This is a genomic window from Stenotrophomonas sp. BIO128-Bstrain (genome assembly GCF_030128875.1).
Classification (GTDB): domain Bacteria; phylum Pseudomonadota; class Gammaproteobacteria; order Xanthomonadales; family Xanthomonadaceae; genus Stenotrophomonas; species Stenotrophomonas bentonitica_A.
Genome location: NZ_CP124620.1, coordinates 3398352 through 3418270, shown reverse-complemented (window position 1 = coordinate 3418270; position 19919 = coordinate 3398352). Strand labels below are relative to the sequence as shown.

Genomic DNA, 19919 nt, shown 5'->3' with positions numbered 1-19919 from the left:
GACAATATCCTGCCTGATGCAGGAAAAACAGGCGAATTGATTGGTTGTGGCTGACTATACTTCCTCAATTATGGTCCCGGCGTGCTCCTGCGCAGGGAATGATCGGGTTGGAGAGGTGTCATGCGCGTTCTAGTCCTTGGCAGCGGTGTGATCGGCACGACCAGTGCCTGGTACCTGCGGCAGGCCGGGTTTGAAGTCACGGTCGTCGACCGCCAGCCCGGTCCGGCGCTGGAAACCAGTTTCGCCAACGCAGGGCAGCTGTCGTTCGGCTATACCTCGCCGTGGGCCGCCCCCGGCGTGCCGCTCAAAGCGGTCAAATGGCTGTTCTCCGAGCATGCGCCGCTGGCGATCCGCCCGGGCCTGGACTGGCACCAGTACCGCTGGCTGGCGCAGATGCTGCGCAACTGCACGCACGAGCGCTACGCGATCAACAAGGCGCGCATGGTGCGCATGTCCGAGTACAGCCGCGACTGCCTCAACGAGCTGCGCCGCGAGACCGGCATCGAATTCGAGGGCCGCGACCTGGGCACCACCCAGTTGTTCCGCACCCAGCAGCAGCTGGATGCCTCCGCGCAGGACATCGAAGTGCTGGCCCAGTACGGCGTGCCGTACCAGGTGCTCGACCGCGCGGGCATCATCGCCCATGAGCCGGCCCTGGCCGGCGTGGCCGACAAGCTGGTCGGCGCGTTGCGCCTGCCGCGCGACCAGACCGGTGATTGCCAGCTGTTCACCCGTCGCCTGGCGCAGATGTGCGTCGATGCCGGGGTCGAATTCCGCTTCGACCAGGACATCGCCGGCCTGCACAGCGATGGCGACCGCATCACCGGCGTGCGCATCGATGGCAAGCTGGAAACCGCCGATCACTACGTGGTCGCGCTGGGCAGTTACTCGCCGTCGCTGGTCGCACCGCTCGGCATGCAGCTGCCGGTGTACCCGCTCAAGGGCTACTCGCTGACGCTGCCCATCACCGATCCGGCAATGGCGCCGACCTCGACCATCCTGGATGAAAGCTACAAGGTGGCCGTGACCCGTTTCGACGACCGCATCCGCGTCGGTGGCATGGCCGAGGTGGGCGGGTTCGACCTGTCGCTCTCGCCGCGCCGCCGCGCCACGCTGGAGAAAGTGGTACGTGATCTGTACCCGGATGGCGGCGATCTCTCGCGCGCCGAGTTCTGGACCGGCCTGCGCCCGGCCACGCCGGACGGCACCCCGGTGGTCGGCGCCACGCCGTACCGCAACCTGTTCCTCAATACCGGCCACGGCACCCTGGGCTGGACCATGGCGTGCGGCTCCGGCCGCTACCTGGCCGACCTGATGGATGCCCGCCAGCCGCAGATCAGCACCGAAGGCCTGGATATCTTCCGTTACACCCACCACGCCGCCTCTGTCCGTCACCGTGAGCCGAGTTCATGCGCCCAGCCCGTGCGTTGATTGATCTGGACGCGCTGCGCAGCAATTACCGGCTGGCGCGCGAACTGGGGGGCGGCAAGGCCGTTGCGGTGATCAAGGCCGATGCCTACGGGCACGGCGCAGTGCGCTGCGCCCGCGCGCTGCAGGCCGAGGCCGATGCCTTTGGCGTGGCCTGCATCGAGGAAGCACTGGAACTGCGCGCGGCCGGCATCACCGGCCCGATCCTGCTGCTGGAAGGCTTCTTCGACGCCAGTGAGTTGCCGCTGATCGTGCAGCACGACCTGTGGTTCGCGGTCGGCGCGCCGTGGCAGGTCGAGGCGGTGGCCGCGTTCCAGACCACCGCCACGCTCAACGTGTGGTTGAAGCTGGACAGCGGCATGCATCGCCTGGGCCTGTGGCCGGACGAGTTCCGTGCCGCGCACGCCACGTTGAGCGCGTTGGCGCATGTCGGGCCGATGGTGCTGATGACCCACATGGCGCGGGCCGACGAACTGGACAGCCCGCGCACCCGCGAGCAGGCCGACGTCTTCGCGGCCACCATCGACGGGTTGGCCGGGCAGACCAGCCTGTGCAACTCGCCAGCGCTGCTGGGGTGGCCGGACGTACGCAGCGACTGGGTGCGCCCGGGTCTGATGCTGTACGGGATCAACCCGATGCCGGCGCATACCGCGCTGACCGGGCGCCTGCGGCCAGTGATGAGCATGCGTTCGAAGATCTTCGCCGTCCGTGACATCGCGGTGGGCGAGCCGGTCGGTTACGGCGCGCGCTTCGTCGCGCAGCGCCCGACCCGGGTTGGCGTGGTCGCGCTCGGTTACGCCGACGGTTACCCGCAGTTCGCGCCGAACGGCACCCCGGTGCGGATCGACGATCAGCCGGGCATCGTGATCGGCCGGGTCTCGATGGACATGCTCACGGTGGACCTGACCCACCTGCCGCAGGCCGGCATCGGCAGCACGGTGACGCTGTGGGGCGATGCCCCCCGCATCGAGGCGCTGGCACCGCTGTGCGGGGTCAGTGCTTACCAGCTGCCGTGTGGGGTGAAGCGGGTCGTGCGCGAGTACGTGGACGGCTGAACCGCCACCGGCGGTACCGCGTGCATGAAAAAAGGCGGCGCTGATGCGCCGCCTTTCTCATGTGGGCCCAAGGGCTCATGTGCTGGCCGTGGCCTCGTTGCGCAGGTCGCGCCGGATCCAGTCATCCAGCAGGCGCTTCTCATAGCGCAGCGGGTCGGTGTCGCTCTGTCGCCCGATGTTGTGCAGGTAGCCGGTGTCCTGCAGCTTGCGTTCCCCTTCGCTGATCACCTGGCCCTGCGCATCCTTCAGGGTGTAGGTCAGGGTCACGCGCGGGGGGTAGATATCGCGCATCACCCGGATGTCGTTGGCGCGAGGGCCATGCCAGGGCTCGTAATCGCCGGCGCGCTTGATGTCGGTAAAGGTGACCTGCAGCGTCTGGCCGGGCTGCAGCGCCTTGCTGGCCGTGGTCTGCACATACTTGGCCAGTTGCTGCACCCAGTCGCCGCGTTCGGCCTCGAAGCGGTTGTTGCTCAGCCGGATCTCGGTGAACTGGGCCGGGTCGCTCCAGGTCACCTGGACAGGGCCTTCGGTCTTGAGCGCGCGCGGGGCCTGCGGGTCGGTCACGGTACGCGGGGCGGCCGCCGCGCTGCCGATGAGCAGCAGCCCGGCCAGGGCCCCGGCGATCAGGGAGGTGCGGTTCATGACAATGCCTGGGTCGCGATCACAAGTGGGATCAGGTACCAGTGTGATCCCGATCCGGGTGGCGGACAATCCACGCGTGTATGCTCCGCGTCTGCGGTTGGCGCCAATTCACCCAGGCCCGCCCCAGACCCCCGGCGCTTGACGCTGCGAATACGCGCGTTGGCCGATCCTGTCCTCCTCTGTTTCGCCAGTTGCCTCATTGAAGCCCTTGCCCAGCCTGCCCACTTCGACGTTGGAACGCGCCTCTTTCCTGGCTTCATCGCCGGATCCGGCCCTGTATCGCACGGTCCTTGAGCGCCTGAATGCGGGGTTCTGCATCATCGAGGTGATCTTCGACGATGCCGGGGTGGGCGTGGATTACCGGTTCGTGGAGGTCAACGAGGCGTTTTCGCGCAATACCGGCTTGAGCAATGTCTGCGGGCAGCGGATGACCAGCCTGCAGCCCGGCCATGAGACGGACTGGTACAGCACCTATGGCGAGGTGGCACTGAGCGGCCAGGCCCGGCAGTTCGAGATGGAAGCACGCGCGCTGAACCGGTGGTATTCGGTCGAGGCGGTCAGCGTTGGCGAACCGGACGAGCATCTGGTGGCCGTGGTGTTCTTCGACATCACCAACCGCAAGCACATCGAGGTGGAGCTGGCCGAAAGCGAGGCGCGCTTCAGTGCGCTGGCCGATGGCCTGCCGATGCCGGTGTGGGTCCTGGATGAGCGCGGGCATTCGCGCTTCGTCAACAGTGCCTTCAGCGAGTTCTTCGGCGGCGACGAGCAGCGCGTACCGGACGATGTCTGGTGTGGCCTGGTGCATCCCGACGATGCTTCCGTGTTCGATTACGAACTGCAGGAGGCACTGAAGTCGCAGCGCTCCATGCATGCGCTGGTGCGCGGTCGTCGCGCCGATGGCCAATGGCGCTGGCTGGAAATGAACGCGCGGCCCCGCTTTTCCAGGATGGGCCGTTTCATCGGCCTGGCCGGCAGCAGCCCGGATGTGACCGAGCGTCGCGAAATCGAAATGGCGCGCGAAGAACTGCTGCAGTCCGAGCGTGCCGCGCGCAGCGCCGCCGAGAACATGGCGCGGCTCAAGGACGAGTTCCTGGCCACGCTGTCGCACGAACTGCGCACCCCGCTGACCACCATCCTGGGCTGGAGCGAACTGCTGCTGCAGCGCATCGACAACACCAGCCCGATGTACAAGGGGCTGGGCGTGATCGCCAACAGTGCGATGGCGCAGAAGCGGCTGATCTCGGACATGCTGGACCTGAGCAGCATGCTGCTGGGCAAGGTCCAGCTGGAAGTGGAAATGCTGGATCTGCGTGCGCAGCTGGAAGAGGCCATGCGTGCACAGGAGCTGGTCGCCGAAGGCAAAGCGCTCTCGATGGAACTGGTGATGCCCGACGAGCCGTGCCTGGTGCTCGGCGATGCCACGCGCCTGCAGCAGGTGCTGTGGAACCTGCTGTCCAACGCCATCAAATTCACCCCGGCCGAAGGGCGCGTGGTGCTCACCCTGGCCGCCGATGGCGGGCACTGGTCGATCACCGTGACCGACTCCGGCGACGGCATCGCGCCGGAGTTCCTGCGCCATCTGTTCAGCCGCTTCCGCCAGGCCGACGGCACCACCACGCGTCGCCATGGCGGCCTGGGGCTGGGGCTGGCGATCGTCCAGCAGCTGGTGGAACTGCATGGTGGCGTGGTTGCGGCCAGCAGCGAAGGCCACGGCCAGGGCGCCAGCTTCAACGTGCGCCTGCCGCGCTATCAGCCGCAGGCCGATGGCCGCCCGCTGCGCGAAGTGTTCAGTGGGCCGATCACCGAACAGATCATCGAGCCGTATCCGCTCAAGGGCCTGCACCTGCTGGCCGTGGAAGACCAGCCCGAAGTGCTGGAGTACCTGCGGCGGCTGTTGGAAGAGCAGGGCGCTTCGGTCACCACGGCATCCTCCGCCGGCGAAGCACTGGCACTGCTCAACGAAAACGGCCACAGCGGTATCGATGCCCTGCTGACCGACATCGGCATGCCGGGCATGGATGGGTACGGCCTGGTACGCACATTGCGCGACAACATGGGCGTCGAGCCAGAGGCGTTGCCGGCGGTGGCGGTGACCGCGCTGGCACGTGCGGACGACCGCAAGCGCGCATTGGCGTCAGGCTTCCAGGAGCATGTGGCCAAGCCGTATTCGGTCGCCCAGCTGGTGGCCGCGGTGCGGGGCGTACTCGCCAGCCGCTGAGCCGGCGCCGCTGCGGGCAGCCGTTGGCAATGTGTTGACGCCGCGGCGGGCACACTGAGGGCGTACGCCACAGGAGTTGCCATGTCACGTTACGCCCCCCGCATCCACACCGATCCGGCCGCCATCGCGGCCTTGGAAGCGCTGCTGCCGCAGCTGCACGGCCAGACCCAGGTCGAGCTTACGCTTGATGACGGCAGCCGCCTGCTGGGCACCGTGGCAGTGCAGCCGACGCTGCAGCAGTACCGCGATGCCGACGAACATGAAGGCAGCAACGGCCAGTTGCGATTGGACGATCTGGATACGCCGGTCCAGCAGCACCTCATCTGGCTCGATCAGATCAGGGCCATCCGGCAGCTGCCCTACCACGAGTGATCGCGGCGGGCAGCGCCTTGGCGTCGGCTCAGTGGGTGAATTCGCTGGGCTCGGCTTCGAAGCGACGCGCGTAGGCTCGCTCATCGGCGATGCGCGCCACCTCTTCATCGGCCATGTCCGGCGCCCCATAGACCGCATAGGCCACGTTGCCATCGGAGGTCTTGCCGATCTGGTGCAGGCGGTAGCGCGAATGGCCGCCGCCGGTGTCTTCGGGGTAGTGCACCGGTGGTTGGCTGCCCTCCATGTCCATTTCGCTGTTGTCGACTACGCCACCGACGAACAATGCACGCATGAGCCATCTCCACGGGAAGTGAGGCTCCACCCTGCCGGTTTGGATGTTGTCAGGGCATCAACAGGACGTTGAATAAACGCAAATCCGGGTCCGGCGGGGCGAACCGGTAGAATGGCGGCCTCTTTTCAAGATGTGCCCCCGCATGGCTGCCCAGCACGACGCTCCCCTGGAAACCCTGTTCCTGCCCTTCGCCAGTGGCGCACTGTCCTGGCCGGCCGGCCCCGTGCTGTTCCTGCGCGCCCGCGACGGCGCGCCGCTGCGCGAGCACGCCCAGCCGGCCCAGCTGGTCTGCGAGCAGAGCTTCCGCCCGTTCGCCGATGCGCTGGAAGCCAGTGGCTGGACCGTACGCGACGAGCAGCAGCTGGCCAGCGACGCCACCCGCTACGCCGTGGTGCTGGTCCTGCCGCCGCGCCAGCGCGAGGAGGCCAAGGCCCTGTTCGCCCGTGCGCTGGCGCTGGCCGCGCCCGGCGGCATCGTGGTGGCCTGCCAGCACAACAACGAAGGTGCCCGCTCCGGCGAAGGCGACCTGCAGCAGTTGGCCGGCCTGGGCGGCAAGCTGACCAAGAACCACTGCCGCGCCTACTGGACCGCGCCGCTCAATGGCCAGCACGACGCCGCGCTGGCGCAGCGCTGGGCGTCGCTGGACGCGCCGCGCGCGATTCTGGGCGGCCGCTTCCAGAGCCGCCCCGGCATCTTCGCCTGGGACCGCATCGACCCGGCCTCGGCGCTGCTGGTGGAGCAGCTGCCGGCCGACCTGGCCGGCCGTGGCGCTGACCTGGGGGCCGGCTTCGGCTACCTGTCCGCTGAAGTGCTGGCCCGCTGCCCGAACGTGAGCGCGCTGGACCTGTACGAGGCCGAAGGCCGCGCCCTGGCCCTGGCCCGCGAGAACCTTGCCGCGCTGGGCAAGCCGGCGGCGCTGGGCTTCCACTGGCAGGACGTCACCGCCGGGATCGAGGGCGAGTACGACTTCATCGTGACCAACCCGCCGTTCCACACGCCCTCGCGTGCCGACCGTCCCGACATCGGCCAGCGCTTCATCGCCGTGGCCGCGCAGGCGCTGCGCCCGGGCGGGCGGATGTGGCTGGTGGCCAACCGCCATCTGCCGTACGAGCAGATCCTCAACGAAAGCTTCGGCCAGGTCCGCGTGGCCGCCGAGCGCGATGGCTTCAAGCTGATCGAAGCGACCAAGGCGAGCAAGAGCGCCACCCCGGCCCGTGCCCCGCGCAGCACCGAGCCGAAGTGGGGCCGCGGAGGCCGCGCATGAAGCTGGTCAAGCTGTTGGCCAACCTGGGCTATGGCAGCCGCAAGCAGGTGCAGGGGATGTTCCGCGCTGGCCTGATCACCGATGCCGACGGCGAGGTGCTGTACGCCGACGACGCGGTCGCGCATGAGGCGATCCGGGTCGAGGGCGAGCCGCTGGACCCGCCGCAGGGGCTGACCCTGATGCTGCACAAGCCGCGCGGCTACACCTGTTCGACCAAGGACAAAGGCCGGCTGATCTACGACCTGCTGCCGCCGCGTTACCGCGAGCGTGCGCCGGTGCTGTCCTCGGTGGGCCGCCTGGACCGCGACACCAGCGGCCTGCTGCTGATGACCGATGACGGCGCGCTGCTGCACCGGATCGTGTCGCCGAAATCGCGCCTGGACAAGGCCTACGAGGTCACCCTGGCCGAGGACCTGCGCGGCGATGAAACCGCGCGTTTCGCCAGCGGCGGGCTGCTGCTGGAATCGGACGACAAGCCGTTGCTGCCGGCCGAGCTGCACGTGAACGGCCCGCGCCAGGCGCAGCTGGTCCTGCACGAGGGCCGCTACCACCAGGCGCGCCGGATGTTCGCGGCGGTCGGCAACCACGTCGAGGCGCTGCACCGCAGCCGCATCGGCGGGCTCTCGCTGGGCGATCTGCCGGAAGGCGAGTGGCGCACGCTGGACGCGGCCGATCTCGAGACACTGTTCAACGTCCCATGAGTGCTTTCGCCGCGCTGCCGTTCCTGCCCGATGCCGTCATCTTCGACATGGACGGCCTGATGATCGACAGCGAGCGGGTCTCGATCGCGTGCTGGTCGCAGGCGGCGCAGGAACTGGCGCTGCCGTTCCCGGAGGGGTTCTGGCTGCGCATGGTGGGCCTGGGTGACCGCGACTGCGAGCGCCTGCTGCTGCAGACGGTGAATGCCGAGCAGGTCGCTGCGCTGTTCGCGCGCTGCCATGACCTGTATGAAGCGCGCACGCAGCAGGGCCTGCCGCTGCGCCCGGGCATCCTGGAGATCCTGCAGCTGCTGCACGATCACGGTGTGCCGCGCGCGGTCGCAACCTCCACGCGCCAGCCGCGCGCCTCGCGCAAGTTGGCCGCCGCCGGCCTGCTGCCGTTCTTCGAGGTGGTGGTGACCAGCAGTGACGTGTCGCGTCCCAAGCCGGCGCCGGACATCTACCTGCTCGCGGCGCAGAAGCTGGGCAAGGACCCGGCGCGCTGCCTGGCGCTGGAAGATTCCCCGGCCGGCATCCGCGCGGCGGTGGGTGCGGGCATGACCGCGATCCAGGTGCCGGACCTGGTGCACCCGGATGAGGAACTGCGTGCGCTGGGGCATCGCATCGTGGGTTCGCTGCTGGATGCGCGGGCGTTGTTGATGCCGTTGCTGCCTCCTCCTTGAGTTTGCCCAACGGCCTGCCAGCGGCAGCGGGGCTCGGCTCGCCGATACACCGGCATAAAAAAGCCCGGCACATGGCCGGGCTTTTTCGTGTACGTCGCCGCTGCAATCAGATGCGGCTGAACACCAGCGCTGCGTTCGTGCCACCAAAGCCGAAGCTGTTGGACATCACGGTGTTCAGCTGTGCCGGCTGCGTCTCGCGCACGATCGGGAAGCCTTCCACCAGCGGGTCCAGCTCGCCGATGTTGGCCGAGCCGGCGATGAAGCCGTCACGCATCATCAGCAGGCAGTAGATCGCTTCGTGCACGCTTGCCGCGCCCAGCGAGTGGCCGGACAGCGCCTTGGTCGAGGACAGCGGCGGGATGGTCTCGCCGAACACTTCACGGACCGCCTTCAGCTCGGTGACATCGCCCAGTGGGGTCGAGGTGCCGTGCGTGTTGAGGTAGTCGATCGGGCCGGTGAGGTGCTCCATCGCCATGTTCATGCAGCGCACCGCGCCTTCACCGGACGGGGCGACCATGTCGGCACCGTCGGAGGTGACGCCGTAGCCGACCAGTTCGGCGTAGATGCGCGCGCCACGGGCCACGGCGTGGTCGTAGTCTTCCAGCACCAGCATGCCGCCGCCACCGGCGATGACGAAACCGTCGCGGTCCTTGTCGTACGGGCGCGACGCCGAGGCCGGGGTCTCGTTGAAACGGGTCGACAGCGCGCCCATCGCATCGAACATCACGCTCATCGACCAGTGCAGGTCTTCACCACCACCGGCAAACATCACGTCCTGTGCGCCGTGGCGGATCAGGTCGGCGGCGGCGCCGATGCAGTGCGCCGAGGTAGCGCAGGCGGCCGACAGCGAGTAGCTCAGGCCCTTGATCTGGAACGCGGTGGCCAGGCAGGCCGACACGGTGGAGCACATCGTGCGCGGCACCATGTACGGGCCGACCTTGCGCACGCCACGGGCGCGCAGGATGTCGGCCGATTCCACCTGCCACTGGCTGGAGCCGCCACCGGAGCCGGCGATCAGGCCGGTACGCGGGTTGGCGACCTGCGCCTCGTCCAGGCCGGCATCGGCGATGGCGTCGCGCATGGCGATGTAGGCGTAGGCCGAGGCATCGCTCATGAAGCGCTTCACCTTGCGGTCGATCTGCGCATCCAGGTCCAGTTCGATGTTGCCGCCGACGTGGCTGCGCAGGCCGGCTTCGGCGTGGTCCGGCAGGTGGCGGATGCCGGCGCGGCCTTCACGCAGTGCCGAGGACACGGTGTCCAGATCGTTGCCCAGGCACGAGGTGATGCCCATTCCGGTAATGACTACGCGACGCATCAGAAGTTCTCAGTGGAAGTGAACAGACCTACACGCAGGTCTTTGGCAGCGTAGATTTCGCGGCCATCGACGAGCATGCGGGCGTCGGACTGGGCCATCACCAGCTTGCGGTTGATGACGCGGGAGATATCGATTTCGTAAGTGACCAGCTTGGCGTTCGGCAGCACCTGCCCGGTGAACTTCACTTCACCGCAACCCAGGGCGCGGCCACGGCCGGGCGCACCGATCCAGGTCAGGAAGAAGCCGGTCAGCTGCCACATGGCATCCAGGCCGAGGCAGCCGGGCATGACCGGGTCGCCGAGGAAATGGCAGTCGAAGAACCACAGGTCAGGGCGGATATCCAGTTCGGCGCGTACCATGCCTTTGCCGTGCGGGCCGCCGTCCTCGCGGATATCGGTGATGCGATCGAACATCAGCATCGGATCATTGGGCAGGCGACCGCTGCCCGGGCCGAACAGTTCACCGCGGGCGCTGGCCAGCAGCTGGTCGCGCGAGAACGCGTTGAGACGAGTCATGGAAAACGCAATCCTGAAGAAGTTGTCGTCGGGGTGAGCCGACCACAGGTCGACTGCTCTTGCATGAAGCAAGTGCTCAAGAGTGCATGAGAAAAAGTGATTCAATCAAACGTTTTAACCGTACGCCGCCGTAGTGTTTTCAGGTTCAAAAACGCATGTTGTTGTTATCCAACAACCATACTGCGGCGTGTGGCTGTAATCTTGTTCATCTGAATCCGAGTGCCCACGCCCGTGTCCCGCCCCCGCAAGATCATTCACGTCGACATGGATGCGTTTTACGCGTCCGTGGAGCAGCGCGACGATCCCTCGTTGCGGGGCAAACCGGTGGTGGTGGCGTGGCGCGGCATGCGCTCGGTGGTGTGCGCGGCCTCCTACGAAGCGCGCGTGTTCGGCGTGCGCTCGGCGATGCCCGCGGTACGCGCGGAGCGGCTGTGTCCGGATGCGGTGTTCGTGCCCCCGGATTTCGTCCGTTACAAGGCGGTGTCCCGCCAGGTGCGCGAGATTTTCCTGCGGCATACGGAGCTGGTGGAGCCGTTGTCGCTGGATGAGGCGTATCTCGATGTGACCGAGCACAAGGGCGGCATGACGGTGGCGACGGAGATTGCACAGATCATCCGCGCGCAGATCCGCGAGGAGACGCAGCTGACGGCGTCGGCGGGGATCGCGCCGAACAAGTTTCTGGCCAAGATCGCCTCGGATTGGCGCAAGCCGGATGGGCAGTTCGTGGTGCCGCCGCATCGCATCGAGCAGTTCCTGACGCCGTTGCCGGTGAACCGCGTGCCGGGCGTGGGCAAGGTGATGGCGGCCAAGCTGGCCGAGCTGGGCATCGCCACGGTGGGCGATCTGCGTTCGCTGCCGCTGGAGGAACTGGAGGCGCGCTTCGGGACGTTCGGCGGGCGCTTGTTCAATCGTGCGCGCGGCATCGATGAGCGACCGGTGGAGCCGGATCAGCCGGTGCAGTCGATTTCGTCGGAAGACACGTTCGCGGAGGATCTGCTGCTGGAGGATCTGGCGCCGGCGATCGTGCAGCTGGCGGAGAAGACGTGGCAGGCGACGCGCAAGACCGACCGGGTGGGGCATACGGTGGTGCTGAAGTTGAAGACCTCGCAGTTCCGGATCATTACGCGCAGTTTCACGCCGGAGTCGCCGCCGGATTCGATGGAGGAACTGCGGGATATTGCGCTGGGGTTGCGGGCGCGGGTGGAGCTGCCGCTGGAGACGCGGTATCGGTTGGTGGGGGTGGGGTTGGGGGGATTCCGGGAGCGGGAGGTGGTGCGCCAGCCGGGGTTGTTTGATCATCTGGGCGATGTGTAGTTGGTCGTTTTTTTGGCCTTTTTCAAGATCGATATCAGCGTTGACCCCAACGCTAACGCTAACGCCAACGTCAACGGCGGATGCGCTGGTGTTCGGGTGATGAGGGTTTGGGACGACGCGGGTGGGGTAGCGGGACCCGCTGCAAGTACGTCCCTGTAAGCTCGTGTGTTGCCATCCATGGCAACACACGGTCCCGATACCCCACCCGCGCCGTCCCTCCGACACTGGGTCGGTGCGCAGAGAGGAAACGCGTCGCGCTTTTCAATGTGCGCAATGACGTTGGGCTTCTACGAATGCGCCCTTACGGCCACTGCATTTCACCCTTGGCTACTTTCGCGCTCAGTTCCAGTGAGCTCTCGCCCGCCAGGTTCGGATAGCGTTTTTTCATCGCGGCAATCAGTGCGTTGGCGTCGTTGCTGCGTGCCGTTTCTTCGTCGAAGGCGCGGATGTAGTCGGCGGTGAAATCCACGGCGCTGATGTCCAGGGCGGCACCCGTTGCGTAGTGGCCCGGGATGACGCGCGTCGGCTTCAGGGCCTTGATGGTGGCCAGGGTCTGCAGCCAGTGCGCGTGCGATTGGGCGCTTTGGGTGTCGGCCATCCAGACGTGTTCGCCGGCGACGATCGGGATGCCGCCGAGGATGGTGCGCAGGGCGGGGATCCACAGGACGGTGCGGTCCGGGGTGGGACCGGTGAGGCCGATGATCTTGATCGGTTGGCCTTCGAGGGTGAGGGTGTCGCGGTCGAGGGGTTCGGGGATGACGATGCGGGTGGGTTTGCCTGCACCCATCTGCGGGCCCCAGTACGCGAGTTTGGCGGCCTGGGTGGCGTTGATGTGGGCAACGGTTGCGGGGGTGGCGAGGACTTGGGCGTCGGGGAAGGCGTCCTGCAGGGTGGCCAGGCCGAAGTAGTAGTCGGGGTCGCCGTGGCTGATGTAGATCGTGGTCAGCCGTTTGCCGGAGGCGCGGATGCGCTGCACCAGCTGGGCGGCGTCGGATGCGGCGAACTGGGCGTCGACCAGGATGGCGTCGTGGCGGCCGGTGATCAGGGTGGACGCGACCGAGAACAGCGCCTCGTCGCCGGGGTGGTAGGGCTGCACCTGCAGCACGTGGGCTTCGGCGGTGGCCGCAGCGGCGTGGCTGATGGCCGGTGGGCTGACGGTGAGCGCGGTACCGAGCGCCAACGCCAGGGCCAGGGTGGTGCGGGAAACGTTCGGCATTTCAAGAAGTCCTGTGCAGTGCGGCCCCGGCATCGCACCGGGGCGATACGGCCCCGACATGACCCCGGGGCGGGACGGCCCCGGCATCACCCCGGGGCCGGTAGAGCCGACCGTTGGTCGGCTGCTTCACATCGGCGGCTTGGTCAGTACGCAACCGTGGCGATCTGCCGCACGTACTGCGGGGTTTCGATCTCGCTGACGAAGGCGTCGGCGTAGTCGGCGTAGCTGATCCGGCTGTGTCCGTCGGCACCGACCAGGAAATTCTTAGCCTGGGTGCGGAAGCCGCCGCGCTGCGGGCCGGGGCCGATCTCGGCGGCGGGCGAGTAGAAGGTCCAGTCCAGGTCGTCGACGGCCTGCAGCTGCTTCAGCGTCTCGCGCGCGGCCAGGGCGACCGGCTTGTAGGCATCCGGGAAGCCCTCGGTGTCCACCAGTTGCACGCCCGGGGCGACTTCCAGGCTACCCGCACCGCCGACCATGATGAAGCGCGGTACGCCGGCCTGGCGGGCTGCCTTGACCAGCGCGGCGCTGGTGGTGGTCACGGTGCTCGGCGCATCACCCGGGCGCGGGCCGAAGGCGCTGGCCAGCACGTCGTGGCCGGCGATCACGGCTGCCAGGGCATCGGTATCGTCCAGCGCGGCGACGGCCAGCTGGGCGCCCTCCAGTTCGGCCGGCAGGTCGGTCTCGCGGCGCACGATGGCGGTGACCTGATGGCCGCGGGCGAGGGCCTGGCGGGTGATTTCACGGCCGATATTGCCGGTGGCACCAACAAGCGCGATTTTCATGGGGCAGGTCCGTTGAGGAAGGAAGGCCAGCGTATGCCTCTGGAATCGAACGAAAAACCGCGTATAACGGCCTAATTTGTTGCACGGATCGATCAAATGGACCGGATGACCGCCATGAACGTGTTCGTCGAGGTCGCCGAGCGCGGCAGCCTGACCGCAGCGGCCGAGGCACTGGAGATGTCGCGGGCGATGGTGACCCGTTATCTGGCCGAGGTGGAGCGCTGGCTGGGCGCGCGGCTGTTGCACCGGACCACGCGCCGGATCAGCCTGACCGGGCCGGGCGAAGCCGCGCTGCTGCGGTTCCGTCAGATGCTGGCGATCGGTGATGAGCTGCGCGGTGAGCTGGCCGCGGACAACCCCGAGCCGCACGGGCTGCTGCGGGTCACCGCGAGTGTCTCCTTCGGGCAGATCCACCTGGCGGCGGCGGTGGCGGCGTTCGTCAAGCGGCATCCGCTCACCCGCGTGGAACTGCTGCTGGTGGATCGGGTGGTGAATCTGGTCGAAGAGCGCGTGGACATCGCGGTGCGCATTTCGCGCGCGATCGATCCGAGTCTGATCGCGCGGCCGTTGGCGCCGTGCCGTTCGGTGCTGTGCGCGGCGCCGTCGTACCTGGCCGAGCACGGCACGCCGACCACCGCCGACGCACTGGCCGCGCACAACTGCCTGACGCACCACTATGTCGGCAAGAGCGTGTGGCACCTGCAACGCGACGGACGGAAGATCGCGGTGGCGGTGGGCGGCAACATCAGTGCCAATGAAGCGTCGCTGCTGCTCGAAGCGGTGCGCGCCGGCGCCGGCATCGCGATGTTGCCGACGTACCAGATCGCCCCATTGCTCCGCAGTGGCGAGCTGATCGAGGTGCTGCCTAATTACGAAGTGGAAGGCTTGGGTATCCACGCGGTGTATGCGTCACGCCGGCAGCTGCCGACGATCATGCGCAGCTTCCTGGATTTCCTGGTGGAACGTTTTGCCAGCCCGGCATTCCTGGCGCAGATCTGAGTACGAGCAGTATGCTGGCAGTGAAGATATGGCGGAGAGAAAAGGTGGATGTAAGTAATGAGCAGAGCTACGCACTGACGTCGTCTTTCATCCAGGCGCTCAGGGATGGGGATACGCACTTGCTGCAGGCGGCGTTCGGGATTTCGCCTGCTGTGTTGGAGGAGATGCTCGAGTGCCTCGGCGAGTTTGACATTGCCTTGTCATCTGTGGATATCGCACCGGCGGCTACAGCATTCACCGATTATCGCTTCAGTCATCCGTTGATGGAGGTCTACGCATTCGAGCAGCCTTATTGTTACGGCGTGGACTGCATTCTCTTTGCAGACGGGCGTGCGACGGAAGCCATGCTTCACGGTGAGATTCAGGTTGGTCCAGAGGGACTGCGCTGGCGATATCGCTACATCGGGTCCTGAGCCGCAGCTCTACGAGGTTGGATGCACAGTATGTGTCTGGCCGCCACGTACAATGACCCTCCCCACGTCGTACAAGCGAGTTGAGTTGTGTCGTACCCGTATCCGTTGGTGGTGTTCGATCTGGATGGCACGCTGGTGGACAGCGCCGCCGATATCGCCGAGGCGTTGAACCGCACGCTGGAGGACTGGCAGTTGCCGCGCGTGCCCGAGGCCACCGTGCTGACCTGGATCGGCGATGGTGTGCGCCGGTTGGTGGAGCAGGCATTCGATGCGGCTGGCAGCGCCGTCGAACTGGACAAGGTGATGCCCGGTTTCATGCGGCACTACGAGGCGTGCCTGTTGCGCAGCCCACGTCTGTTTGATGGTGTGACCGACACGTTGGCCGCATTGCGCGAACGCGCGGTGACGCTGGCGATCTGCACCAACAAGCCGTCGGCGCTGGTGGCGCCGTTGCTGCAGCATTTCGGGTTGCAGGATCAGTTCGCGCTGGTGCTGGGCGGAGATTCGCTGCCGGAACGCAAGCCCAGTGGTGCGCCGTTGCGGCATATCGCGGCGCGCTTCGAGGTGGCCGTCGAGGCGGCCCTGATGGTGGGTGATTCGATCACCGATTACCGCGCCGCGGTGGATGCAGGCATGCCGGTGGCGCTGGTGCGCTATGGCTATCCTCGCGGGCTGGATCTGGACAATGTCGAGGCAGTGGCCGTGATGGACGATCTGCGGGAATTGTTGGCGCTCTAATACGCGTGTGCCGACCAACGGTCGGCACCTACCAGGTTCAATGGTTGTGCCGACCAATGGTCGGCAGCTGCTGAGGGCGGGACGGCAGCGGTGCCGCCGTCCCGTGCGCTTATTTCGGCTGGTAACGCACGCTCAGGCGGTACTCGCGGCCCGGCTGGTTGTACCAGGCAACGGTTTCGTAATCGCGGTCGAACACATTGCTGACGCGGCCCAGCACCGACCAGTCGCGGCTCAGCGCGTATTCCAGGCGCAGATCCACGGTGCCATAGCCACCCAGGCGCACGGTGTTGGCCGCATCGTCGTAACGCTTGCCGGCGCCGTTGGCGGTGAGGCCGGCACGGAAGTCACCGAAGCGGCGATCCACGTCCAGGCGCGCGGTGTTCTGGGCGCGGCGGGCCAGCCAGTTGTCGAACTGCGGGCTGCCGTCGGTGCGGTTGCGCGGGTCGGTGTGGCTGAGCTGTGCATTGAGGTCGAACCCGGCCACGGTGATCGCACCGGTCAGTTCGGCGCCGCGGATGCGGGCCTTCTCGACCTGCGACATCATGAAGGTCGTCGCGTCGTACGTGATCAGATCATCGATGCGCGTTTCGTACACATCCAGGCCCCAGCGCCAGCCGTCGCCCTGCTGGGCAATGCCGACGTTCGCGCTCTTGGATTTTTCCGGGTCCAGGGTCGGCACGCCGCTCCACGGGTCGTAGAGGTCGCTGAAGGTCGGGGCCTTGAACGCGGTGCCGTAGCTGGCGTTGAGGCGGAAGCCGCTGCCCAGCTCCAGGCCCCAGCCGAGGCTGCCGGTGGTGTGGTTGCCGAACTGCTCGTTGTCGTCGTTGCGCACGCTGGCCTGCAGGTGGTGCGCGCCGAAGCGGCCCTGGTACTGCACGAACACGCCGGTATTGTCGCGGCTGTCGACCAGATAGCCGGCGCTGCTGCCGTCCAGGTTGTCCTGGCTCCAGTCCACGCCGGCGCTCAGCAGCTGGCCGTCGGCGATGCCGATATCGGCCTGCACCGAGGCGCTGTCACGGTGGGTCTGCGCGTTGCCCAGCCAGGTATCACCGTTGAAGTTGTCCGATTCGTTGTCGGCACGGCCGACATTGACGGTCAGGTTGAAGCGCGCGCTGGGCGTGTAGCGCAGCTTGCCACCGAGCACCTGCTGCAGGGTCTCGGAGTAGTTGTAGTAGCCGTCGTAGTGGTTCTCGCCTTCGGCGCGCAGCGCCGTGCCTTCCAGGCTCAGCGTATCGGTCAGCGCATAGCCGCCGCGCAGGCTCATCGACAGGTTGCGGTAGCCATCGCGGTCGGGCTCATCGGCGCCACAGCCGGCGAACGGCGAGACGGAGCCGCGGCAGGCGTTGATGCCGTCGGTGTGCTGGTAGGCGATGTCGGTGCCGAACCAGCCACGCTCGCCACTGCCACCGAAGCCACCGCTGGCCTCGCGCAGGCCGTTGCTGCCGCCGCCGAGCTGCAGGTGCGGGGCGAACTGGCCAGCATTGCGGCGGGTGAAGATCTGGATCACGCCACCGATCGCGTCGGCGCCGTACAGGCTGGACTGCGGGCCACGCACGATCTCGATGCGCTCGATCTGCGCCAGCGGCAGGTCCTGGATCATGGCCAGGCCGAGGTCACCGGTGTTGATGCGCACGCCGTCGATCAGCACCAGGGTGTGGGCCGAGTTGGTGCCGCGCAGGAACAGCGAGCTCTGCTTGCCCAGGCCACCGCTGTTGTTGAGGTTGATGCCGGCCCGGCCGCGCAGCAGGTCCTGCAGCGACGGTGCCTGGCTGCGCTCGATCTCGGCGCGGTCGATCACCTGGGCCGGCGAGATGCTGTCCTGCAGGGCGATCGGGGTGCGGGTGGCGGTGACCAGTACCTGGTCCAGCGCGGTCGCCTCGTCCTGGGCCGACGCCAGCAGGGGCAGGGCCGACAACACGGCCAGGGAAAGGACTTGGATCTGCAGCTTCATCGATGACTCCATGCACCGCGCACGCCCGCGCGGCAAGGGGTGGGGATGATCGCGCTGCAGGGATGGATCGACGGTGGGCGGACGCGCACGGCGCCGCTTGCCGCCGCCATGCCCGCCGCATCGCAACCAGTCGTCTTCCAGGCCGGTCTCCGGGCTTGCGGGTCGATGGCGGTGCCATCGTGCCAGGCGCCTTCCCATGCCGGAGCACAGTGGCGTGTTGCCTGGTGTTTCCTCGCTTACCGTTGCGGGGGCAGCGCCGGAGTGGCGGCGGGGCACGAGGCCTGACGCGTCACCGGCTTCCCGTTTCAACCCGGCGGCATTGCAGCCCCGGGTCACCTGAAAGTGGGCGCAGTCTAAGCCATCGGCCGGGCCGGTGGAGCGCACCGGTTAGAATGCGCCTCGCTTTTTCGATGTGATCTCCATGACCCCGACGTGGTTGCAGCACCCCGGTACCGACGCCCGTGACCCTCACCGGCCGGCCGCAGCGGGCAGCAGAGGGGGCCCGGCATGATCCTCGACCTGATCCGCCACGCCAGCACCGGCCGCGACGACCATCTCGATGGCCGTACCGATCCACCGCTGCATGAGGGCGCCACCGATGCGCTGTGCGCGCGCTACGCGGCGCTGTCCTGGGAGCGCGTGCTGTGCTCGCCACGGCAGCGCGCCGTGCGCACGGCCGAAGCGCTGGCGGCCCCGCTCGGGCGGGGGGTGGACACTGACGAGGAATGGGAAGAGCTGGATTTCGGCGACTGGGATGGTGCCGCGCTGGAGGCGCTGCCGATGGACGCGCTGTCGGCGTTCCATCTGGACCCGCACGCCAACCCGCCGCCGCACGGCGAAAGCTGGGGCCACTTCGAGCGCCGCATCGCGCGTGGGCTGCATCGGCTGCTGGATGATCCGGACCCGGTGCCGACCCTGATCGTCAGTCATGGCGGGCCGCTGCGGATGGTGCTGTCGCAGGTCTGTGGGTTGCCGATGGAGATGTGCTGGGCGCTGCGCATCGACCACGGCACGCGGCTGCGGCTGCGCGTGGAGCGCCAAGACGATCAACTCTGGGGCGAGCTGCTGGAACTGCAGCAGGTATGAAGCGCGCAGGACCGACGATGCGTCGGTCCGTGCGGATCAGCGAGGCTCGTCGTCGCTCTCGAACGGCGGTGCGTCATCGCCCTCATGGTCGCGATGCTCGACCGTGCGGTCGTAGACCGGGCCGGACGCGGGCGGCGCCTTCTTCAGCGGCTGCTCGGCGATGATGGCCTCGTACTCGGCCACCAGCACGGTGCGGCGTGCTTCCGGCAGTTCCTGCCAGTGGCAGTCCTGCAGCGCGCCTTCCAGCGAATAGAGCAGGTTCAGGCTCGGCTTGAAGCCGGCACGGCGCACCTTGACGAAGGCACCCACGGCGCCGACCGCCACCAGGTCTTCCGGCGTACGCAGACCGACCTGGCGCAGCCATGCTGCGCTCTTCGGGCCGATGTTGCGCAGCTTGGCGCCACTCATCCCAGGGCCTCGACGAACACCGCGGCGATCGCTTCAAGGCCGGCCTGGTCCTCGGCGTCGAAGCGCGCCAGCGAGGGACTGTCCAGATCGAATACACCGACCAGGTTGCCGTTGTGGACCAGCGGCACCACCAGCTCCGAGCGCGAGGCCGAGTCGCAGGCGATGTGGCCCGGGAAGGCGTCCACATCTTCGATGCGCTGGGTAACCCGCTGCGAGGCGGCGGCGCCACACACGCCCTTGTCGAGCGGAATGCGCACGCAGGCGGGCAGGCCCTGGAACGGGCCGACGACCAGCTCCTTGCCATCGAAGAAGTAGAAGCCGACCCAGTTCAGGTGCGGCAGGGCGTGGTAGACCAGCGCCGACAGGTTGGCCGCATTGGCGATGCGGTCGCGCTCGCCATGCACCAGGGCACGGGCCTGGGCCAGCAGCTGGCCGTACTGTTCCGGCTTGCTGCCGGTAAGCGTGGAGGTATCGAACATGGCCGCAGTCTACCAAGCCGCACGCCCGCCTGCGCCGGGGCCGGCGGAACG

21 protein-coding genes and 1 riboswitch are annotated in these 19919 nt (G+C 67.4%); of the genes, 12 read left to right on the top strand and 9 right to left on the bottom strand.

Annotated features, from left to right (window positions below; translation table 11 throughout):
* Positions 1 to 120: 120 nt before the first annotated feature.
* Together POS15_RS15620 and alr are read left to right on the top strand one after the other, a co-directional pair.
* The gene (locus POS15_RS15620) at positions 121 to 1431 is read left to right on the top strand and encodes a D-amino acid dehydrogenase (RefSeq protein ID WP_284128441.1); all 1311 of its coding nucleotides are present in this window, start codon (positions 121 to 123) and stop codon (positions 1429 to 1431) included.
* On the top strand, positions 1410 to 2483 hold the full coding sequence (alr, locus tag POS15_RS15615) for an alanine racemase (protein WP_070471637.1): 1074 nt from the start codon (positions 1410 to 1412) through the stop codon (positions 2481 to 2483). The genes POS15_RS15620 and alr overlap by 22 nt, the downstream gene beginning before the upstream one ends.
* 75 nt (positions 2484 to 2558) lie before the next feature.
* Here alr and POS15_RS15610 read toward each other — a convergent pair whose 3' ends face one another.
* Positions 2559 to 3125 carry a DUF3016 domain-containing protein gene (locus POS15_RS15610; RefSeq protein ID WP_046272911.1) on the bottom strand — a complete coding sequence of 189 codons (567 nt, stop codon included), beginning with the start codon at positions 3123 to 3125 and terminating at the stop codon, positions 2559 to 2561.
* Between the two features lie 232 nt (positions 3126 to 3357).
* Here POS15_RS15610 and POS15_RS15605 point away from each other — a divergent pair, with 232 nt between their 5' ends.
* Both POS15_RS15605 and POS15_RS15600 read left to right on the top strand, forming a co-directional pair.
* A complete protein-coding gene (locus POS15_RS15605; protein ID WP_284128440.1) occupies positions 3358 to 5343 on the top strand; it encodes a PAS domain-containing sensor histidine kinase in 1986 nt (661 codons plus the stop codon).
* Positions 5344 to 5424: 81 nt separating this feature from the next.
* Positions 5425 to 5715: a DUF3247 family protein gene (locus POS15_RS15600; protein ID WP_284128439.1), complete on the top strand. Its 291-nt coding sequence runs from the start codon at positions 5425 to 5427 to the stop codon at positions 5713 to 5715.
* A gap of 28 nt (positions 5716 to 5743) precedes the next feature.
* On the opposite strand, the gene POS15_RS15595 is transcribed toward POS15_RS15600, so the two are convergent.
* Positions 5744 to 6007 carry a hypothetical protein gene (locus POS15_RS15595; RefSeq protein ID WP_019185760.1) on the bottom strand — a complete coding sequence of 88 codons (264 nt, stop codon included), beginning with the start codon at positions 6005 to 6007 and terminating at the stop codon, positions 5744 to 5746.
* A gap of 142 nt (positions 6008 to 6149) precedes the next feature.
* Between POS15_RS15595 and POS15_RS15590 the strand changes: the two genes are divergently transcribed.
* Genes POS15_RS15590 through POS15_RS15580 form a run of 3 tightly spaced genes read left to right on the top strand, consistent with a single transcriptional unit; the run spans position 6150 to position 8652 of the window.
* Positions 6150 to 7271, top strand: a complete 1122-nt coding sequence (locus POS15_RS15590; RefSeq protein WP_266086246.1) for a class I SAM-dependent methyltransferase — start codon at positions 6150 to 6152, stop codon at positions 7269 to 7271.
* Positions 7268 to 7972 carry a pseudouridine synthase gene (locus POS15_RS15585; protein WP_046272915.1) on the top strand — a complete coding sequence of 235 codons (705 nt, stop codon included), beginning with the start codon at positions 7268 to 7270 and terminating at the stop codon, positions 7970 to 7972. Before POS15_RS15590 ends, POS15_RS15585 begins: the two co-directional genes overlap by 4 nt.
* A complete protein-coding gene (locus POS15_RS15580; RefSeq protein ID WP_046272916.1) occupies positions 7969 to 8652 on the top strand; it encodes an HAD family phosphatase in 684 nt (227 codons plus the stop codon). Before POS15_RS15585 ends, POS15_RS15580 begins: the two co-directional genes overlap by 4 nt.
* Positions 8653 to 8758: 106 nt before the next feature.
* Here POS15_RS15580 and fabB read toward each other — a convergent pair whose 3' ends face one another.
* Entirely contained in the window at positions 8759 to 9967 is a 1209-nt protein-coding gene (gene fabB / locus POS15_RS15575) for a beta-ketoacyl-ACP synthase I (RefSeq protein ID WP_019185764.1), read from the bottom strand.
* Positions 9967 to 10482, bottom strand: coding sequence for a 3-hydroxyacyl-[acyl-carrier-protein] dehydratase FabA (gene fabA / locus POS15_RS15570; RefSeq protein ID WP_019185765.1), 516 nt, complete (start codon positions 10480 to 10482; stop codon positions 9967 to 9969). Before fabA ends, fabB begins: the two co-directional genes overlap by 1 nt.
* Before the next feature lie 231 nt (positions 10483 to 10713).
* Between fabA and dinB the strand changes: the two genes are divergently transcribed.
* On the top strand, positions 10714 to 11796 hold the full coding sequence (gene dinB, locus POS15_RS15565; RefSeq protein WP_284128438.1) for a DNA polymerase IV: 1083 nt from the start codon (positions 10714 to 10716) through the stop codon (positions 11794 to 11796).
* Positions 11797 to 12097: 301 nt separating this feature from the next.
* Here dinB and POS15_RS15560 read toward each other — a convergent pair whose 3' ends face one another.
* Together POS15_RS15560 and POS15_RS15555 are read right to left on the bottom strand one after the other, a co-directional pair.
* Positions 12098 to 13012, bottom strand: a complete 915-nt coding sequence (locus POS15_RS15560; protein ID WP_284128437.1) for an MBL fold metallo-hydrolase — start codon at positions 13010 to 13012, stop codon at positions 12098 to 12100.
* A 143-nt stretch (positions 13013 to 13155) separates the two neighbouring features.
* On the bottom strand, positions 13156 to 13794 hold the full coding sequence (locus POS15_RS15555; RefSeq protein WP_046273807.1) for an NAD(P)H-binding protein: 639 nt from the start codon (positions 13792 to 13794) through the stop codon (positions 13156 to 13158).
* Positions 13795 to 13890: 96 nt separating this feature from the next.
* Here POS15_RS15555 and POS15_RS15550 point away from each other — a divergent pair, with 96 nt between their 5' ends.
* From POS15_RS15550 to gph, 3 genes are all read left to right on the top strand, one after another.
* Positions 13891 to 14793 (top strand): LysR family transcriptional regulator, encoded by a 903-nt coding sequence (locus POS15_RS15550; protein ID WP_284128436.1) that lies wholly within the window; start codon positions 13891 to 13893, stop codon positions 14791 to 14793.
* 11 nt (positions 14794 to 14804) lie between these two features.
* Positions 14805 to 15206 (top strand): hypothetical protein, encoded by a 402-nt coding sequence (locus tag POS15_RS15545; protein ID WP_284128435.1) that lies wholly within the window; start codon positions 14805 to 14807, stop codon positions 15204 to 15206.
* Between the two features lie 87 nt (positions 15207 to 15293).
* Entirely contained in the window at positions 15294 to 15944 is a 651-nt protein-coding gene (gph, locus tag POS15_RS15540) for a phosphoglycolate phosphatase (protein WP_284128434.1), read from the top strand.
* 109 nt (positions 15945 to 16053) lie between these two features.
* Here gph and btuB read toward each other — a convergent pair whose 3' ends face one another.
* Entirely contained in the window at positions 16054 to 17895 is a 1842-nt protein-coding gene (gene btuB / locus POS15_RS15535; protein WP_284128433.1) for a TonB-dependent vitamin B12 receptor, read from the bottom strand.
* A 122-nt stretch (positions 17896 to 18017) separates the two neighbouring features.
* Positions 18018 to 18250, bottom strand: a riboswitch (cobalamin riboswitch).
* 152 nt (positions 18251 to 18402) lie between these two features.
* Between btuB and POS15_RS15530 the strand changes: the two genes are divergently transcribed.
* Positions 18403 to 18981, top strand: coding sequence for a histidine phosphatase family protein (locus tag POS15_RS15530; RefSeq protein WP_284128432.1), 579 nt, complete (start codon positions 18403 to 18405; stop codon positions 18979 to 18981).
* Between the two features lie 36 nt (positions 18982 to 19017).
* Here POS15_RS15530 and POS15_RS15525 read toward each other — a convergent pair whose 3' ends face one another.
* Both POS15_RS15525 and POS15_RS15520 read right to left on the bottom strand, forming a co-directional pair.
* Positions 19018 to 19389, bottom strand: a complete 372-nt coding sequence (locus POS15_RS15525) for a TfoX/Sxy family protein (RefSeq protein WP_284128431.1) — start codon at positions 19387 to 19389, stop codon at positions 19018 to 19020.
* Entirely contained in the window at positions 19386 to 19868 is a 483-nt protein-coding gene (locus tag POS15_RS15520; protein ID WP_046273812.1) for a GAF domain-containing protein, read from the bottom strand. The genes POS15_RS15525 and POS15_RS15520 overlap by 4 nt, the downstream gene beginning before the upstream one ends.
* Positions 19869 to 19919 lie beyond the last annotated feature (51 nt).

What these genes read in the sequence shown, in the direction of transcription:
- alr (WP_070471637.1), top strand. Translation starts at nt 1,410, where the DNA reads ATGCGCCCAGCCCGTGCGTTGATTGATCTGGACGCGCTGCGCAGCAAT.
- POS15_RS15590 (WP_266086246.1), top strand. Translation starts at nt 6,150, where the DNA reads ATGGCTGCCCAGCACGACGCTCCCCTGGAAACCCTGTTCCTGCCCTTC.
- POS15_RS15585 (WP_046272915.1), top strand. Translation starts at nt 7,268, where the DNA reads ATGAAGCTGGTCAAGCTGTTGGCCAACCTGGGCTATGGCAGCCGCAAG.
- fabA (WP_019185765.1), bottom strand. Translation starts at nt 10,482, where the DNA reads ATGACTCGTCTCAACGCGTTCTCGCGCGACCAGCTGCTGGCCAGCGCC.
- POS15_RS15525 (WP_284128431.1), bottom strand. Translation starts at nt 19,389, where the DNA reads ATGAGTGGCGCCAAGCTGCGCAACATCGGCCCGAAGAGCGCAGCATGG.
- POS15_RS15595 (WP_019185760.1), bottom strand. Translation starts at nt 6,007, where the DNA reads ATGCGTGCATTGTTCGTCGGTGGCGTAGTCGACAACAGCGAAATGGAC.
- POS15_RS15610 (WP_046272911.1), bottom strand. Translation starts at nt 3,125, where the DNA reads ATGAACCGCACCTCCCTGATCGCCGGGGCCCTGGCCGGGCTGCTGCTC.
- POS15_RS15550 (WP_284128436.1), top strand. Translation starts at nt 13,891, where the DNA reads ATGGACCGGATGACCGCCATGAACGTGTTCGTCGAGGTCGCCGAGCGC.
- btuB (WP_284128433.1), bottom strand. Translation starts at nt 17,895, where the DNA reads ATGAAGCTGCAGATCCAAGTCCTTTCCCTGGCCGTGTTGTCGGCCCTG.
- fabB (WP_019185764.1), bottom strand. Translation starts at nt 9,967, where the DNA reads ATGCGTCGCGTAGTCATTACCGGAATGGGCATCACCTCGTGCCTGGGC.
- POS15_RS15520 (WP_046273812.1), bottom strand. Translation starts at nt 19,868, where the DNA reads ATGTTCGATACCTCCACGCTTACCGGCAGCAAGCCGGAACAGTACGGC.
- POS15_RS15530 (WP_284128432.1), top strand. Translation starts at nt 18,403, where the DNA reads ATGATCCTCGACCTGATCCGCCACGCCAGCACCGGCCGCGACGACCAT.
- POS15_RS15555 (WP_046273807.1), bottom strand. Translation starts at nt 13,794, where the DNA reads ATGAAAATCGCGCTTGTTGGTGCCACCGGCAATATCGGCCGTGAAATC.
- POS15_RS15545 (WP_284128435.1), top strand. Translation starts at nt 14,805, where the DNA reads ATGCTGGCAGTGAAGATATGGCGGAGAGAAAAGGTGGATGTAAGTAAT.
- POS15_RS15620 (WP_284128441.1), top strand. Translation starts at nt 121, where the DNA reads ATGCGCGTTCTAGTCCTTGGCAGCGGTGTGATCGGCACGACCAGTGCC.
- POS15_RS15560 (WP_284128437.1), bottom strand. Translation starts at nt 13,012, where the DNA reads ATGCCGAACGTTTCCCGCACCACCCTGGCCCTGGCGTTGGCGCTCGGT.
- POS15_RS15580 (WP_046272916.1), top strand. Translation starts at nt 7,969, where the DNA reads ATGAGTGCTTTCGCCGCGCTGCCGTTCCTGCCCGATGCCGTCATCTTC.
- POS15_RS15600 (WP_284128439.1), top strand. Translation starts at nt 5,425, where the DNA reads ATGTCACGTTACGCCCCCCGCATCCACACCGATCCGGCCGCCATCGCG.